The sequence below is a fragment of the Pseudoalteromonas sp. R3 genome (assembly GCF_004014715.1).
In the GTDB taxonomy this organism is placed as follows: Bacteria; Pseudomonadota; Gammaproteobacteria; order Enterobacterales; family Alteromonadaceae; genus Pseudoalteromonas.
Window position 1 is genome coordinate 992,629 of sequence record NZ_CP034834.1, and the last position, 14,692, is coordinate 1,007,320.

At 45.5% G+C, this 14,692-nt stretch carries 13 protein-coding genes and 2 pseudogenes; 13 read left to right on the top strand and 2 right to left on the bottom strand.

Annotated features, from left to right (window positions below):
* Positions 1 to 36: 36 nt before the first annotated feature.
* The 11 genes from ELR70_RS03535 (at position 37) to ELR70_RS03590 (ending at position 12,628) form a co-directional block, all read left to right on the top strand.
* On the top strand, positions 37 to 969 hold the full coding sequence (locus tag ELR70_RS03535; protein ID WP_054013639.1) for a cytochrome c peroxidase: 933 nt from the start codon (positions 37 to 39) through the stop codon (positions 967 to 969).
* Positions 966 to 3,779 (top strand): EAL domain-containing protein, encoded by a 2,814-nt coding sequence (locus ELR70_RS03540; protein ID WP_054013638.1) that lies wholly within the window; start codon positions 966 to 968, stop codon positions 3,777 to 3,779. The genes ELR70_RS03535 and ELR70_RS03540 overlap by 4 nt, the downstream gene beginning before the upstream one ends.
* Before the next feature lie 536 nt (positions 3,780 to 4,315).
* Entirely contained in the window at positions 4,316 to 5,437 is a 1,122-nt protein-coding gene (locus tag ELR70_RS03550; protein WP_054013636.1) for a type 1 glutamine amidotransferase domain-containing protein, read from the top strand.
* A 369-nt stretch (positions 5,438 to 5,806) separates the two neighbouring features.
* Complete coding sequence (locus ELR70_RS03555; protein ID WP_054013635.1) at positions 5,807 to 6,217, top strand: winged helix-turn-helix domain-containing protein; 411 nt, start codon at positions 5,807 to 5,809, stop codon at positions 6,215 to 6,217.
* 351 nt (positions 6,218 to 6,568) lie between these two features.
* Complete coding sequence (locus ELR70_RS03560) at positions 6,569 to 7,042, top strand: GNAT family N-acetyltransferase (protein WP_200908178.1); 474 nt, start codon at positions 6,569 to 6,571, stop codon at positions 7,040 to 7,042.
* 35 nt (positions 7,043 to 7,077) lie between these two features.
* Positions 7,078 to 7,497 (top strand): hypothetical protein, encoded by a 420-nt coding sequence (locus ELR70_RS03565; protein ID WP_054013634.1) that lies wholly within the window; start codon positions 7,078 to 7,080, stop codon positions 7,495 to 7,497.
* 72 nt (positions 7,498 to 7,569) lie between these two features.
* Positions 7,570 to 8,265, top strand: a complete 696-nt coding sequence (locus ELR70_RS03570) for a response regulator transcription factor (protein ID WP_054013633.1) — start codon at positions 7,570 to 7,572, stop codon at positions 8,263 to 8,265.
* Between the two features lie 6 nt (positions 8,266 to 8,271).
* Positions 8,272 to 9,528: a HAMP domain-containing sensor histidine kinase gene (locus ELR70_RS03575; RefSeq protein WP_054013632.1), complete on the top strand. Its 1,257-nt coding sequence runs from the start codon at positions 8,272 to 8,274 to the stop codon at positions 9,526 to 9,528.
* Between the two features lie 1,078 nt (positions 9,529 to 10,606).
* Positions 10,607 to 10,957, top strand: coding sequence for a hypothetical protein (locus ELR70_RS03580; protein ID WP_054013631.1), 351 nt, complete (start codon positions 10,607 to 10,609; stop codon positions 10,955 to 10,957).
* A 593-nt stretch (positions 10,958 to 11,550) separates the two neighbouring features.
* Complete coding sequence (locus tag ELR70_RS03585; protein ID WP_054013629.1) at positions 11,551 to 12,018, top strand: hypothetical protein; 468 nt, start codon at positions 11,551 to 11,553, stop codon at positions 12,016 to 12,018.
* A gap of 109 nt (positions 12,019 to 12,127) precedes the next feature.
* A complete protein-coding gene (locus ELR70_RS03590) occupies positions 12,128 to 12,628 on the top strand; it encodes a hypothetical protein (RefSeq protein ID WP_054013628.1) in 501 nt (166 codons plus the stop codon).
* Positions 12,629 to 12,768: 140 nt separating this feature from the next.
* Here the strand turns inward: ELR70_RS03590 and ELR70_RS25260 are convergent.
* Positions 12,769 to 12,966, bottom strand: a pseudogene (locus ELR70_RS25260) (IS4 family transposase); the annotation flags it as partial.
* A gap of 129 nt (positions 12,967 to 13,095) precedes the next feature.
* On the opposite strand from ELR70_RS25260, the gene ELR70_RS03595 reads away from it, so the two are divergent.
* A complete protein-coding gene (locus ELR70_RS03595; protein ID WP_128064466.1) occupies positions 13,096 to 13,557 on the top strand; it encodes a hypothetical protein in 462 nt (153 codons plus the stop codon).
* Positions 13,558 to 13,743: 186 nt separating this feature from the next.
* Here the strand turns inward: ELR70_RS03595 and ELR70_RS25265 are convergent.
* Positions 13,744 to 14,026, bottom strand: a pseudogene (locus ELR70_RS25265) (IS4 family transposase); the annotation flags it as partial.
* A 325-nt stretch (positions 14,027 to 14,351) separates the two neighbouring features.
* Here ELR70_RS25265 and ELR70_RS24750 point away from each other — a divergent pair.
* On the top strand, positions 14,352 to 14,597 hold the full coding sequence (locus ELR70_RS24750) for a hypothetical protein (RefSeq protein ID WP_164881425.1): 246 nt from the start codon (positions 14,352 to 14,354) through the stop codon (positions 14,595 to 14,597).
* Positions 14,598 to 14,692 lie beyond the last annotated feature (95 nt).

A 14,692-nucleotide genomic window follows, 5' to 3' on the forward strand; every position in this document is an offset into this window, starting at 1 on the left:
AAGGTGTTTAGTTACTAAGAGTGGTACTAAAGCGTGATGTTGAGGTCTTTGATTTGGGTACTTGCTATTGGCTCGGCCTGTGTGGTCGCTGAGCCGATATTACCTTTGCAAAGTGTCGCCACCGATGCGCGCAAAGTTGCACTGGGCAGACAGTTGTTTTTTGATACTCGACTGTCACGCACCAACGATGTTAGCTGTGCTTCTTGTCATCAGCTATCGAGTCATGGGGCCGACAATGCAGCCCGTTCTAAGGGGGCATACGAGCGGCTTGGAGAGATTCGTGCGCCTACAGTATACAACTCGGTGTTCAATATTCGTCAGGCCTGGGACGGCAAAGCCATTGATTTAAAAGCGCAGGTCACGCTGCCAGTAGAAAATCCCAAAGAGTTTGCAACCACCTGGCCTGAGCTAATCGCGACACTCAATCAGGATCAAGCGTTCAAAACAGCGTTTACTCATGTATATCGAGCAGGGCTGTCGAGCGATTCAATCAGTGACGCCATCGCCCATTACGAGCGCAGCCTCATCACTCTAAATGCCCCGTTTGATTTATGGTTGCAAGGTAAAGCCACTTTGTCTGAACAAGCACAAGAGGGATATCGTTTGTTCAAATATTATGGCTGTATCAATTGTCATCAGGGGAAAAATGTCGGTGGCAACATGTTCGCGAAAATGGGCACTTTTGGTGATTACTTTGGCGATCGTGGGACGGCCATTGAGCCCGCTGATTATGGTCGATATAACGTCACGGGTCGCGAAGAGGACAAGTTTACCTTTAAAGTGCCGGGTCTAAGAATGGCCGCCAGACAAACGTATTTTTTCCATGATGGCAGTGAGCAAAGCCTGACCGGGGCGATTAACACTATGGCACGTTATCAGCTCGGGCGCTCGCTCAGCGAAGCCGAGTTGGCAGCAATTGCCGCTTTTCTGGAAAGTTTAGTCGGACATCACCAGGAAATGGATCAATGAAGCACAAAGTAAAAATCAACCTCCCCGTTATTGGTCAATGCTTGCTGATGTGCGTGCTTACGGCCTTGATGGTGTATTTTTTCCGCGCCCACATTACCACAGGTGAGCGACAACACGAGCAGGTAACACATTTGTTCGATGCCAAGTCTATTGATGCCAAACTGGACAAGTTTGCCCTGGCACTGAGTGTAGGCAGTTTGCGTCATTTTGATGAGTTGCAGCAACTGGACAAAGCTTTGCGTCATTTGACCGACAGACAGCAAAGCGGCCAGGTTGGCGCCGAGTATCAGGCGTATCTGAAGTTACTGAGCCATAAAATGGCGCTGATGGAGCAGTTAAAAACACAAGCGGTGGGTATGCGAAATGGTTTGACCTACCTGCCTCTGGTTTTGGATGAAATGATTGCGATACAGCATCCGCAGGCGCTACTTGCCAGTACCATATTGGCAAGCCTGGTAACGTCTGGTCAGCCGCTCGACGAGGTGCTGCTGGACACCCGGATCCGGATGCTGGCCGAGACATCTGGCAGTGATGAGCGTATTGCGTTACTGAGTCGCCGATTCGTCAATCATATTCAGGTTGCCGTGCATTATTACCGCCAGGTGCACAAAACTCGTCAGCAGTATCTGGCTATCGACAGTAAAGCCGCATTTGCCAGCTTGTATCGGGCGCAAATGGACTTACATGCTATGCAGTTGCAGCAAACAGGCACGCTGAGTGAGCAATTGTTTGGCCTGGCCGTGGTGCTTTTGCTGATGTTACTGTTTATTTTACAGCGGCTCAATAAAGCAAAAAATCACGCCCTGCAAGCAAGTCAGTTACTTCACGATGCCATTGAGCGGTTGCAAGAAGGGTTTGCGCTCTACGACAGCGAAGGCACACTGACACTGACCAATCAATGCTGGCTGCGGCATTACGGCGTGTTATCTAAAGCCCAGTTTCCGCAAACTCTGGATGACTGGCATTTACGTAAATCCGAATTTGTCCATGAGCAAAGCGAGACGCCGCAGCGGTTGCAAAAAACCACACAGGGGCGTTGGCTGCAAATCCGCCATGCCCGAACGGCAGAAGGCGGGTATGTGTACATAAGCGTTGATGTCACCGAGTTTAAAGAAGTAGAGGCAGAACTAAAAACCGCAGCGGCTGTGTATCAGGCAACGCAGGAAGGGATCATGACAACCAATGCTGATCTTGAAATCACCGCGGTAAACCCGGCTTTTACCCGCATCACGGGGTATCAGGAGCATGAAGTACTTGGGAAAAAGCCAAACTTGCTCAGTTCAGGTCGTCACGATACACGATTTTACGAGCATATGTGGCAGACGCTCGAAACCAAAGGTGAGTGGGCCGCCGAGATTTGGAACCGCCGAAAAGACGGCACCATTTACCCGGAGTGGCTTGCGATCAGTGCTGTTCAGGACGAACAGGGTCAGGTGCAGCAGTATATTGCTGTGCTGTCAGATATGACAGAGCGCAAAGAGCAGGAAGCTAAAATTGCCTATCAGGCCATGTATGATGCATTGACAGGGCTGCCAAATCGACGCTTATTGCTGGACAGGATCTCTCAGGATCTGAAACAAATTGAACGACAGCCGCATTTGAGTGCGTTGCTGTTTATCGACCTGGATCGCTTTAAGCGCATTAATGATGCAATGGGGCATGACGCAGGTGATAATTTGCTGCTCGAAGTTGCTAATCGGCTCAATCATCTGGTGCGTCGTACAGACACGCTGGCGCGCTTTGGGGGCGATGAGTTTGTGCTGTTGCTCAGTCAGATCAGCGATGTTGAGGACGCAGCAAAAGTGGCTGAGAAAATACTCACATCATTAGCACAACCGTTTACCATTAACGGATTTGAGGTGATCAGTGGCGCCAGTATCGGTATTGCCATTATGCCCGATGATGCCCGCGAGCAGCAGGAGATATTGCGCCGGGCAGATTTGGCGATGTACAAAGCCAAAGAAAGTGGCCGCAATCAGTATCACTATTTTGCGCCTTCCATGCAGCAACAGGTTAATCGTCGTGTAGAGCTGGAGCAACTGCTTCGCAAGGCCATTGCCAATAATGAGCTGGCGGTATTTTATCAACCGATCATCGAGCTTAAGTCGGGTCAGCTCTATGGATTTGAGGCACTGACGCGCTGGCCCCATGAGGGGCAATACATAACCCCTGATGAGTTTATTCCGGTTGCAGAAGAAAGCGGCTTGATCTCTGAGCTGGGTGAGTGGATGCTGACCCAGGCTACCTCAGACATTGAGAGGTTGAATCGCTCACTAAACCTCAACTGCAGTTTGTCGGCAAACATATCCAGTCAACAGTACCGACTGGGTTTTAATGCCACAACCTTACGCCATATTTTGCGCCAGACCGGATTTTCACCCGGCAATCTCGCACTTGAGATCACAGAAAGCATTTTACTGGATGATGATGAAGCTATTCTGGCCTGGCTTGAAGGACTCAGGGCCACTGGTGCACAGCTGTCTATCGATGATTTTGGTACGGGCTACTCTTCGCTGAGTTATTTACGCCGCTTTCCGATCAACACTATCAAGATCGATAAAAGCTTTATCCATGAGTTTGCACATGCTCCGGATTCGCAAAATCTGGTGCGCGCTATTTTGTCGATGGCCGCCAGCCTGGGGTTATCTGTAATTGCTGAAGGGGTGGAGCATGTTGCGCAACTGGAGGGCCTTAAAGAGATGGATTGTGATCTGGTACAGGGTTATGTGTATGCAAAACCAATGTCGCTGACGGAATTGCAGGTGTGGTGTGAGGAGTTTTGCCAGGAACAGGCTAAAAATCTCGCTTAGCATTTTAGGTGCTTGAGTTCAGAATGGCTTCGTTAAAAGCAGGAGGTTTTCTATAAGTGAGGCGCGCCTCGAAAGTGGCGGGTAGCTGCGAGTATTGCTGCGGGTTGTGCGTGTTGTATAGCCAGATCTGCCCCCTTTTACAAAGTAATAAGCTTTTTGGCGGCACACCCTGGCCAGTTGGGTTGCTTTGTTTTGTGAGCTGTTGAGCAGTACACTTAGCTCGCGATAACCGAGATCGGGGCTGCAGCCCCACATAAGGTGCATGTTGTAGCCTTTGCGCTTAAGTTCCTGATATATGAGTCGCTGGTATCGGCTGTTATCGGCATAACTCTTGTTCACACCATCTGGGTTCCATAAACTGATAATTGCCCCATTGGATGACAGAGGGAGTGTGCCGCATGGGCGGAACCAGACGCCCAAGTATAGTTGCCAAAGACTTTCGTCAATCTGGTTTTGCACACCTATATCCCGACTTTTTTCACAGTGGCTTCACAGTATCAGCGTTACGGTGAGTCTGTCCAAACAAAGGAGACTCAATGATGAAAAGAAAACTGATAGTTGCATCCATATGGTCACTGATGAGTACCACTTTGCTGAGCACAGCTTATGCTGCAGAGCAGCCACATGTGTTGATGGTATTAAGTAGTTACGGTAAGCAGGTTGATGGTAAAACCACTCAGCCCGGCTTTGAGTTTGATGAATTAAGCAAAGCATATCAGGTTTTTAACGACAACGGGATTAAGATCACACTGGCCTCACCTGCTGGAGGTCAGCCGCTTGCAGATAAATATAATAAAGAAAAGTCATATAACCAGGCATTCTTAAATGATTCTAAGGCAATGAATGCCCTGACCGATACGGTTAAACTGGAGAGTCTGCAAGGTCAGTCATTTGACGGGGTATTTATCGTTGGTGGTAAAGGCCCAATGTTTGATTTACATAAAGACGCTGAGTTGCAGCGCCTGATCCGGGAAATTTATGAGCAGCAAGGCGTGGTGGGGGCGGTCTGTCATGGTCCGGCTGCACTGGTGGATGTCACGTTAAGCAATGGCGAGTACCTGGTTGATGGTAAAAGAGTCAATGGTTTTACCAATCTGGAAGAAGACGCCTTTGGCAAAAAGTGGCGGCCCCAGTTTGAGTTTTTACTGGAAGACAAACTAAAAGAGCGTGGAGGTCAGTTTGAACAGGATGGCTTAATGCTTAATCAGGTAACCATAGATGGTCGCTTGATCACAGGTCAAAACCCGTTTTCAACAGCAGATACAGCCGCTGCTATGGCCAGAGCAATGGGAGTAGACGACGTCAATGAACCTGTCTATAAAGACGATCAGAGTGTTAAGCTGGCGGAGTTAATGTTCACGGATAAAGCCGCTGCAATCGCTAAATTTAAACAATCACCGCAGCGCTATGATGTGCAAATGCTCGCCATGATAGGTGTCTATCAGGCGAAATTTGCTAAAACGCAGTTGCAACTGCACAACGCCATTGAATTAATGACATTTGCCCAGTCTCAGTTTAATCATCCCATGATTGAACTTACTATTGCACAGTCCTATGTTCGGCAAAACGATTTTGCTCAGGCAAAGTCAAGCTTGTTAAAAGCACAGAAAGCCTATCCGGAGAATGACAAAATCAAAGCTATGCTCGCAACACTATAATCCAGTAAAACGACCACAAAAACAGGGTGAACGCGGCAGCGTTTGCCCTCACGTCTACAATTATGAAATTTACTAATAGCTGAATGACCGGTTACTTTATGCGCATTGTCACTAATAACGGTATAAAGGCTGGGAAATAAAATGCCCAGCGCAGGCATATACCCTAAATTGTATCTTTTTTGTTTTATATTTGTGTTTTAGTTGATCTATGTGAACAAATCCTTGCAGTGTGCTTACTATAACCTATCATTTTTTCTATTAACAAAAGTCATGTACTTTCATCGCAAATTGGATTTTAAAAAGCCCCTTCAGACGCTACACTAACCTTGCTTGATAACTCAAAACGTCAAAGGAAGTGTGTCTATCATCATGAAGTTAAATGATAATTATGATGCTGACTTTAGCCGTGCAGTATTTGGGCCCTATGAGCTTCACAAAAGGAAAAGGTTGTTAACATATTGTGGTGAAAGCGTGCGGCTGGAACCTCTTATCTATGACTTATTAGAATATTTTATCTGTCATAGAGATCGAGTGATTGGCCGGGATGAATTGTGCCGGGAGATCTGGCAACAAGAGTATGTCGACAACAATGCCATTAACCGGGCTGTTTCCGAGTTACGGCGATGTGTTTCCAAGCACAAGCTTGGAGTGGACGTGATCAGAACGCATTATCGCAAGGGCTATAGCTTCAACCTGATGGTTGAACTGGATCCCAGACCAAACCCGTTCCGTTGGATAGCTAAGTGGTTTCATCAGGCTGTGCCATGCAAAGAACAGTGATCAGTCAAAATCTGGCTTTTGTTGTAAAAAGCCTTGTGAGCCTGCGTCGCTCACGCTGGTCGTGCTTAATACCTAAATGCTTTGCATTGGGTTGGTGGATTTATAACTAAACCAATGTTAAATCAACAATGCGTGCTGGTGGCGGGTTAATTTTATCGATTTGCCTGCCCACATTAAGCCGCTTAGTATGTTATTACTTTTCCTCTCTTTCTGTCTGATTCATCTGGGTACGCAACAGGTATTCCTCTTCTGGCGTTTACTATTTATCTGATTAGATTCTTCGGTGACAAGCTTGTCATTAGCTGTTTGATGGTTTAAAACTGGGCGGTTAATTCGATAGGAACCAATCCAATGTTTAAGATATCAGGTACATCATATACCTGCCGCGAAGCCAGGCAACAAGATATTGCCAGAATGAGTGAGATCCGTTTACTGGTTACTGAGAATAAGCTGACCGACCCCGGTAAGATCACACCGCAAATGTACCTGGAACACATAACGGGACAAGGTAAGAGCTGGGTGTGTGAACTGAATGGCCAGATAGTTGGGTTCTCATCAGCGGCCAGTGAGGACGGGTCTATCTGGGCGTTGTTTATTTTGCCTCAGTTTGAAGGGCTGGGTATTGGTAAAGCATTGTTATCATTTGCTTGTGACTGGTTGTTTAGTCGCACACATGAGGAGATCCGTTTGTATACGGAGATCAATACGCGTGCAGATGGCTTTTATCAGGCACTGGGTTGGTCACGGGGCGCTGAAGATGACCTGGGCGATGTGTCTTTTACACTGCACAGCCACACTTTTTACGATAAATCCAGGGTGTGGTAAACTGGGCAAAACCAAAGGACTACTCAGGTAACGCTATGGCACCGCCACTTCAACAACTTACTCACTGGTTTTGTGCTTTGCCGCAGGGCCACAGACAAGTGCTGACTGACACATTAAGCGGGGTCTTTACGGAATTAAATGACTGCCCGATACCTGTGAAAGAACAGCGCCTGATTGAGTTGTTGACCCAGCAGACAAACAATGTAAATTTGTTTGCCCTGATCCTTAATCTGCGTACACACATCGAGCATGTGTTTACATCGCAAACCGACCCACTCCCCAGGCTGATGACAGCGCAGGATCTGCTCTTTTATAGTCGGGCACAGGATGCGGACATGCTGCGAAAAATTGCCGATGAACAATGGCATTGGCAGCAATCACGCGATTCCTGGTTGAAACTGAAACAAGAGTATTTGTCTTTGCAGTATGTGCGTCGCTGGTTGCACACAAACTGATCTGATTTTCACATCGCTTTCACGAATTTCGCGTTAGCCTTTAGTTATATTCCGACGAACTTGGTGGCCTGCATGGCGCAAATAAAAGTACTGCTGATTGAAGACAATCAGGATCTGAGCCTGAATATAGGTGAATATTTTGAGTCGCAGGGCGCGGTCATCGACTTTGCCTGCACCGGTGAGCTAGGTGTGCAACTTGCTTTGGAACAATTTTACGATTGTGTGGTCCTAGATGTGATGCTACCCAAAATGGATGGATTGGCTGTCTGCCAGCAACTCAGAGCAGAAGCCAATCGCCATATTCCTATCATTATGCTCACTGCCCGCGATACGCTTGATGACAAACTCAACGGTTTTTCTTTGGGGGTAGACGACTATCTGACCAAGCCATTTGCCCTTGAAGAGTTATGGGTGCGTTGCAATGCCCTGGCAAAAAGACACTTGCTAAATAGTGAGCACACACTATCTTTGGGGCGTGATGAAAAAGCGGTATCACTTAATAGTCAGACTCAGCACATTGAACGCGCCGGGTGTGAGATAACGCTTCAGCCTATTCCATTCAAAATTTTGCGTTTACTGATGGAGCATCATCCTCGCGCGCTGAGCCGCAGCGAGTTATGTGACAGGATCTGGGGAGATGAGCCGACAGATTCTGATGCATTACGCTCGCATATTTATCAGCTTCGCAAAGCGATAGACAAGCCATTTAGCAGTCCGATCATCAAAACAATACATGGCATAGGGTTCGCTCTGGATATAGAAGGGTAATGCTGCATGAAAGCTACTCAGTTACGTAACCGGATTGTCGCTTTTTTTGTCGGTATTGCGTTATTTATAAGTGCTCTGTTTGGGGCGGCAAGCTTTTTGTTTGCGTACAGCATAGAAGACAGGTTTTTTATTTATTTGCTGGATGATGAGGCGCAGACCGTTGCTGCGCAACTTGAATCAGGCCTTGAAGCCAGGCCCAGACTCGACTTTATTCGCTACTATCCAGAAAAACATGAATTACCGGCAATTATCCGGGAAGTGCTTGATGAAGAGCCTAATCGGATCGAGTTTAGTGGCGAAAACGACAGCCATTACCATCTTAAGCAAATTCCCACTGGCTATTTACTGGCCGAAGTCAGTGAGCAGCTGGTGGTGCGTAAGATCAAAGGTGGCATGCTGAAGTTTATTTTGGTTTTGTTTGGCGGCGTTCTTGTGCTGGCGTTGATATTGGCGTTTACTTCCCTGATGATGGCAAAGCGCTTGATCAAACCGCTGGATACTTTGGTTAAAATTGTAGAAGACGCGCCGGTGGAGCGCCTGCCGCAGAATTTCTCAGGGCAGTTTGTCAATGATGAAATTGGTGCATTCGCCAGAACTTTGGAGCAGGCGCTGTCTCGTATTCGGCATTTTATCAGCCGTGAGCAGGCATTCACCCGAGATGTTTCCCATGAATTAAGAACGCCAGTGGCAATTACCCAAAGCTCGTTGACGTTACTCAGACAAACACAACTAACCGACAAGCAAGCAGAGCTGGTGGGTCGGATTGCCGATGCTCAGCATCAAATCACACAAAGCCTGGAAGTCTTACTGGCATTGGCCCGGGAAGAAACTTTAGCTGATGCAAATACCCGCGTATTACCTGTGGTTGAGCAGGTTATCTTAAGCCAGGCAGAAAAAATTGCTGGTAAAGACATAGAGGTAGAAGTCGACATCGCAGCAAAGCTGGAGTTGCCCATTGCCCCCAGTGCATTACGGCTGTTGCTGAATAATCTGATCGGCAATGCATTTACCCATATTCGTAGCGGCGTAGTCACTATAGAAGGACGCACACAGTCAATTATGGTATCGGATACAGGGGAGGGGATTACCCCTGAACTGTTGAAAACGCTGTTTGAACCCGGCGCAAAAGGCCCCGAAAGTGAGGGAATGGGCATGGGGCTTTCCATGGTTAAGCGTCTGTGTGAAAAACTAGACATTGAGCTGAGTGTTTCCAGCTCAGATTCGGGCAGTACGTTTTGTCTGAAGTTTCCTGATGGTGTCTGAAGTTTCCTGATGGAGATAACCAGATCAACCAATAGCTGAGTCTTTATTCACTCACAAGGTTACACAGGGGGTCTAGCAAACCACTCAGTCACTTCCAAACAACTCCGTGGCCTTCAGAAAACTCAGTGACTTCCAAACAACCCCGTCATCCCGGACGCTTGCGAGCCGGGATCTGCTTAAACACCACACAGCACCGTCCTATTTCAGACGGACCTCACAAACAACCCCGTTACTTCCAAGCAGCCCCGTCACCCCAAACGCTTGCGAGCCGGGAACTGCTTAAACACCACACAGCACCGTCCTATTTCAGACGGACCTCACAAACAACTCCGTCATCCCGGACGCTTGCGAGCCGGGAACTACCTAAACACTATGCTGCAGTGCCTAATTGCAGACGCGCCTGATAAACCGCTCCGTTACCACCAAACAACCTCATCACTTCCAAACAACCCCGTCATCCCGGACGCTTGCGAGCCGGGATCTGCTTAAACACCACGCAACAGTGCCGTATTGCAGACGCGCCTGATAAACCACTCCGTGACCACCAAACAACCTCATCACTTCCAAACAACCCCGTCATCCCGGACGCTTGCGAGCCGGGATCTGCTTAAACACCACGCAACAGTGCCGTATTGCAGACGCGCCTGATAAACCACTCCGTCATCCGGCAAGCAGAGTCATAAGGTGTTTTACCCAGCGTTATCTGTCGCCAAACCATTCAGAAGAAAGATACCGGCCACTATAGATTTATGATTGAGTGACTATAAAAACTCCGAGACTAGATTAGTTCAATGATTTAGGAAACAACGCCCAGCATGAATAGAAAAGGTAATTTCATGAGCATTCCAACTAGCAAAAGTAATGCTGTGTGTAAAGACAGTGTTTGGACTGTTGTCCTATAACATTATTGCGTTCTAATTTGTCCAAATTTCACATAGCTGTGACTTTGGCTGTTGCAACAGGTTGTTTACTTTGAGTTTATTCCGTGGGACCATGAGGTAATGTAATACGATCCGTTTTGTCGGTTTATGTTCCGACATGTTGGGATAGAATAAATTGTTAAGTTTCCAAGGAAGTCATGAGCCAGAATATTGAAACCATAGATCTAGGTTTTTCGGTTGCTGATGCCGAAGATATTGCTTTCAAATTTGACGGTTCTGATCTCGTATTAGAATTCAATGATTGGCAAGAAAACCATATCACTATCAAGTGCGAGAATACGTTAGGTTTTAAATTTCAAACTGCGGAATACGAGATGTCAGAGTCTGAGCGCTTTGATTCTTGTCACATTGTAAATGACTCTGAGTGGGTAAAAGAGCATCTCAAGCAAGGTGAGGCTTGGGAGAGTGAAAGTTGGTTTCACTATAAATTAAACTTTAATGCGGCTGGTGTGGTTGAGGTTCTATGTTCCAAACTAGCCAAAACTTAACAAGACCAAGCACAATCGCCCCTTTGGGGCTGGACCTCCGCACTGCGTGCTCCGGCCTGTGTTGGCGGCGTTATATTACTAATTAAAAATGGAATCACTTTGAAGTATTGTTTGGTTATTGGTCTGCTATTGTTACCGTTTAGTACAACGGCCTGCTTTGTTCCACCGGAAGGTTTGATCGAATCACACAATCGACAATTCGACTTGCTAATTCTTTTTTCCATAGCGATAGCTGTCCTTACCTTGGTAATAAGGTTTTTCCATCAAAAATCGAGGTTGTGGGTACCTACAATTGCAATTTTAGGGTTTGGCTATATACCGTTTATTCTGTTTAACCTTGAAAGCTATGGTTTCATCGGCCCAGGTGGTGTATGCGGCAGGCCTGGTATGGTGCTAGTTGGTAAAATTTGTTTAGGTGGTTACCTAATTATCTTAACTTACGAGTTATTTAAGTTTTTAAAAAACAGGCGTAAGTCGTAATATAACAAGACAATCATGTGTGGGACGTCTAGAGCTTGGCTTGCGCTCATTCGCCGCTAATCTTGGCTCGGTGTACTACGCCAGTGAAACGCTGTAAGGGTAAATAGGTTGGGATGATTCGAAATACATTTTACATTTTTATCATTTTTTGCAGCGGGCTTGTGGCAGCGGAAACTTTAGTGTCAGCAGAGCCAGACGCTAATAAGTTTTATCAAGGTTTTCGGCAACTGGTTCTTGCCGGTGATCGAGAAAAGGTGTCTGAACTAATCCACTACCCACTTTCCGGTGCTATCCAAACCAAAGCGGATCTCCTTGCCTCATATGAAGCTGTTTTTACAGAACATCTTGTATCGTTAATCGCCTGCACTGAAACTGTTGAAGAAGTTGGTTGGAGAGGTCATATGCTCCCAGAAGGGGCGCTTTGGATCAGCAGTTTTTATTATGGGCATATTAAACCAGACAAAAGCTCGCCAACATACGTTGATGACTTTAAGGCCCGAATCGCTGATACTGAGAACTGGTATATGCGGGTTATAGGAATTAATAAAGGCGTTGGTAAATGTATAAAAGCCAATGGTTAATCCGTTAAGAGATTTCCACTTAATTTGGTTAGCTACATTGCTAATACCAGATGTCGTGATATTAGTGCGCGCTTCATGTACATAGAGTCAATCTTAATAAAGGTATTTCGTGAGAAAATTTCTGCCAATACTCTTATTCGTAATCACTATATCTGTTCATGCTGAATCGGAGACTACAGTTTCATATGAACAGCTAGTTGTACTAATAAAAAAGTGGAATGATGAAAAAGAAGCTATGTGGTATTACAAAGGTTCAGGTATCGCGTTCCACTATTTTCACTACAGCGGTCTCGGTGTTGAAACGACATATAAAGTCGCTCGTAATGGCATAGCCGTTGAAGATGAATTCCTATTAACATCGGATAAGAGCATGTGGCATAAGCTACCTTTGGAGACTGGGGCTGATTCTTTTGTTAAGTGGAGCACTGTTATTCAGATTCTTAACTCAGGCCATGTTGTCAAAATTTTTCAGAGTCATAGTAATACAGTAACGCTCTACCTCAATGATGGAACATCAGTAAAAGCTCAACCCCCTCAGCTAGATGATATTCTTAAAGAAATTAGCAAGTGTGGTGTTCGGTGTGAAAATATCGAGCGTATGCTTGAGTAGGAGGTTACAGAACAACCTTCTAAAACTGTCAAAATAAGATGTTCAGTAGGGCACATGATTCGCAAGCGGGGCCTGGCCGAACCGTTCTGATAGGTACAACAACGGCAAATAGTAAGCTGACCTTTATGCATGGCGGTATAGCCAAGCAGCCGGTCCAAACGTTTGATATTGCGCTTAGCAGCGACTAGGCCCTTCATATTACGATCCGGCTTAGTAAGAGAAAGTTGATTGCTATCAAGTAAAGCTTCAGCTGCCAGAACTAATGAACCAAGACGCCTGGCATGAATTTGGGGGCAGTTTTTTCTGAGCATATCGTGTAGGATGAAGGAATCACCTATAGTGTTGTTATCTATTTGTTTTTTGAGAAACAAATTAGGTCAAACAATGCTGTGCGTGTCCATCAAATTGATTTTAATTATGATTATCTGGGGATTCTTCAGAGCTTAGCGTTAGGTGTAATTTGAATTATGCGAAATCATTTAGTTATTTTATCTATATTTATTTTCTCTCTATACGCACCTTTATCAAAATGTGCTCCCAATGACCTTATAGGAATATGGATAATTAACCATAACAGTGAGCATGTGGACTATAGTTTCATTGAGTATCAGGCCAATGGCGACAAGTGTGAAATTGAATTTTCATTAGTTAATTCTCTAGATGTAACTCTTTATTGGAACAAATGGCGATTGGAAAACGGTGTCATACATTCTTCCATATACAATACCACCTCATTTATTGAATATGGTTTTGAGATTGGAGACAAAATAAATACTTTAAACGAAAATGAGCTTTTTGTGGATATGGTTATCCCTGAGGGTGATTATGAAACGGAATATCATTACAAAAAACATGGTGCTAAGTCAGGTCAAATCTGCGATACAGTGAGAAAGTTTTTTAAAAATAAAAGTAATGAACCTACTAAATAGCTTACACCTAAAAATTGCCTAAATATTGTGCGAAAAAAAGCAGGCTTGCGCTCCGCCGTCGCTAATTTTAGCCTGCTATTTCGCGTCGGTTAGGCAAGCATTGGGTACAATGGAGGCGTTTGTGATTTTGAACTCTGGAGGATCCCCTCATAATTGAGGCCTCCCGAGCAGATGTATCAAGCGCACCTATTCGCGTATAGCCCAGCGCAGTTGTTTTACTGTCATAACATAATCGCTTCGTCGCTTAACCTCTTTGCCAAGCCTAATTGTCGACAGCACAGCACGGTCTTTTATTGTATTTGCCTGGAACTTTCGTTGCCAGTTTGAGTGTTGGGCATACAGGCTGATCCACCAGAGAATAATGGTCGCCAGCAAAGCGAGTAATAACAGAATATCGAGCTTTACTATGCCGCAGACCCATCCCGTATTGGAGGCTTTTCAGGTCTCGAAAGCTTTCTTCGATTTGCATTGCGGTGTTGCCAAGCAGTCGGTCCATACGTTTAATGTTGTGCTTGGCAGCGACAGGGCCCTTCATATTTCGACCCTGTTTGCCAATGGAAAGTCAGAAAGAGAAAGTAGGTTGCTATCGAGCAAAGTCTCAGTTGCCAGCATTAATGAGTCAAGGCGCCGGGCATGAATTTGGGGCAGTTTTTTCTGAGCATATCGTGTAGGATAGTGGTATCACGCATGGTGTTGTTATCTATTTGGTTTTTGGCGAAATAAATTAGTTCAAACAATGCCGTGCGTGTCCATCACATTGATTTTAAATATGATTATCTGGGGATTCCTCAGTTTTGAACTTAATCTATTTTGTTTTGTCGCTATTTTTTACCTTTCTTGTATATGAAAGCTTACCGCGAAATGGATGCCATTCTAATGGTGTTTGCATAGATTTTGATTCTTTTGAGTTAGCGGGTATCTTGTACTTCTTTTTGGCTTTGTTCTTTGCAGTTTTGTGCTTAAAAAGGCTTTTTAATAAGGCAACGTATAAAGAGCTAAATGATTACAGCGCAAAAGATGTAAGTGATATTGATGGTTAATTGCATATAACAAACGCTTTAACCAAAAGGACGCAAAAAAGCAGGCTTATGCTCATTTTCCGCAGATCTTGGCTCGGTGTACCATGCCAGTGAAG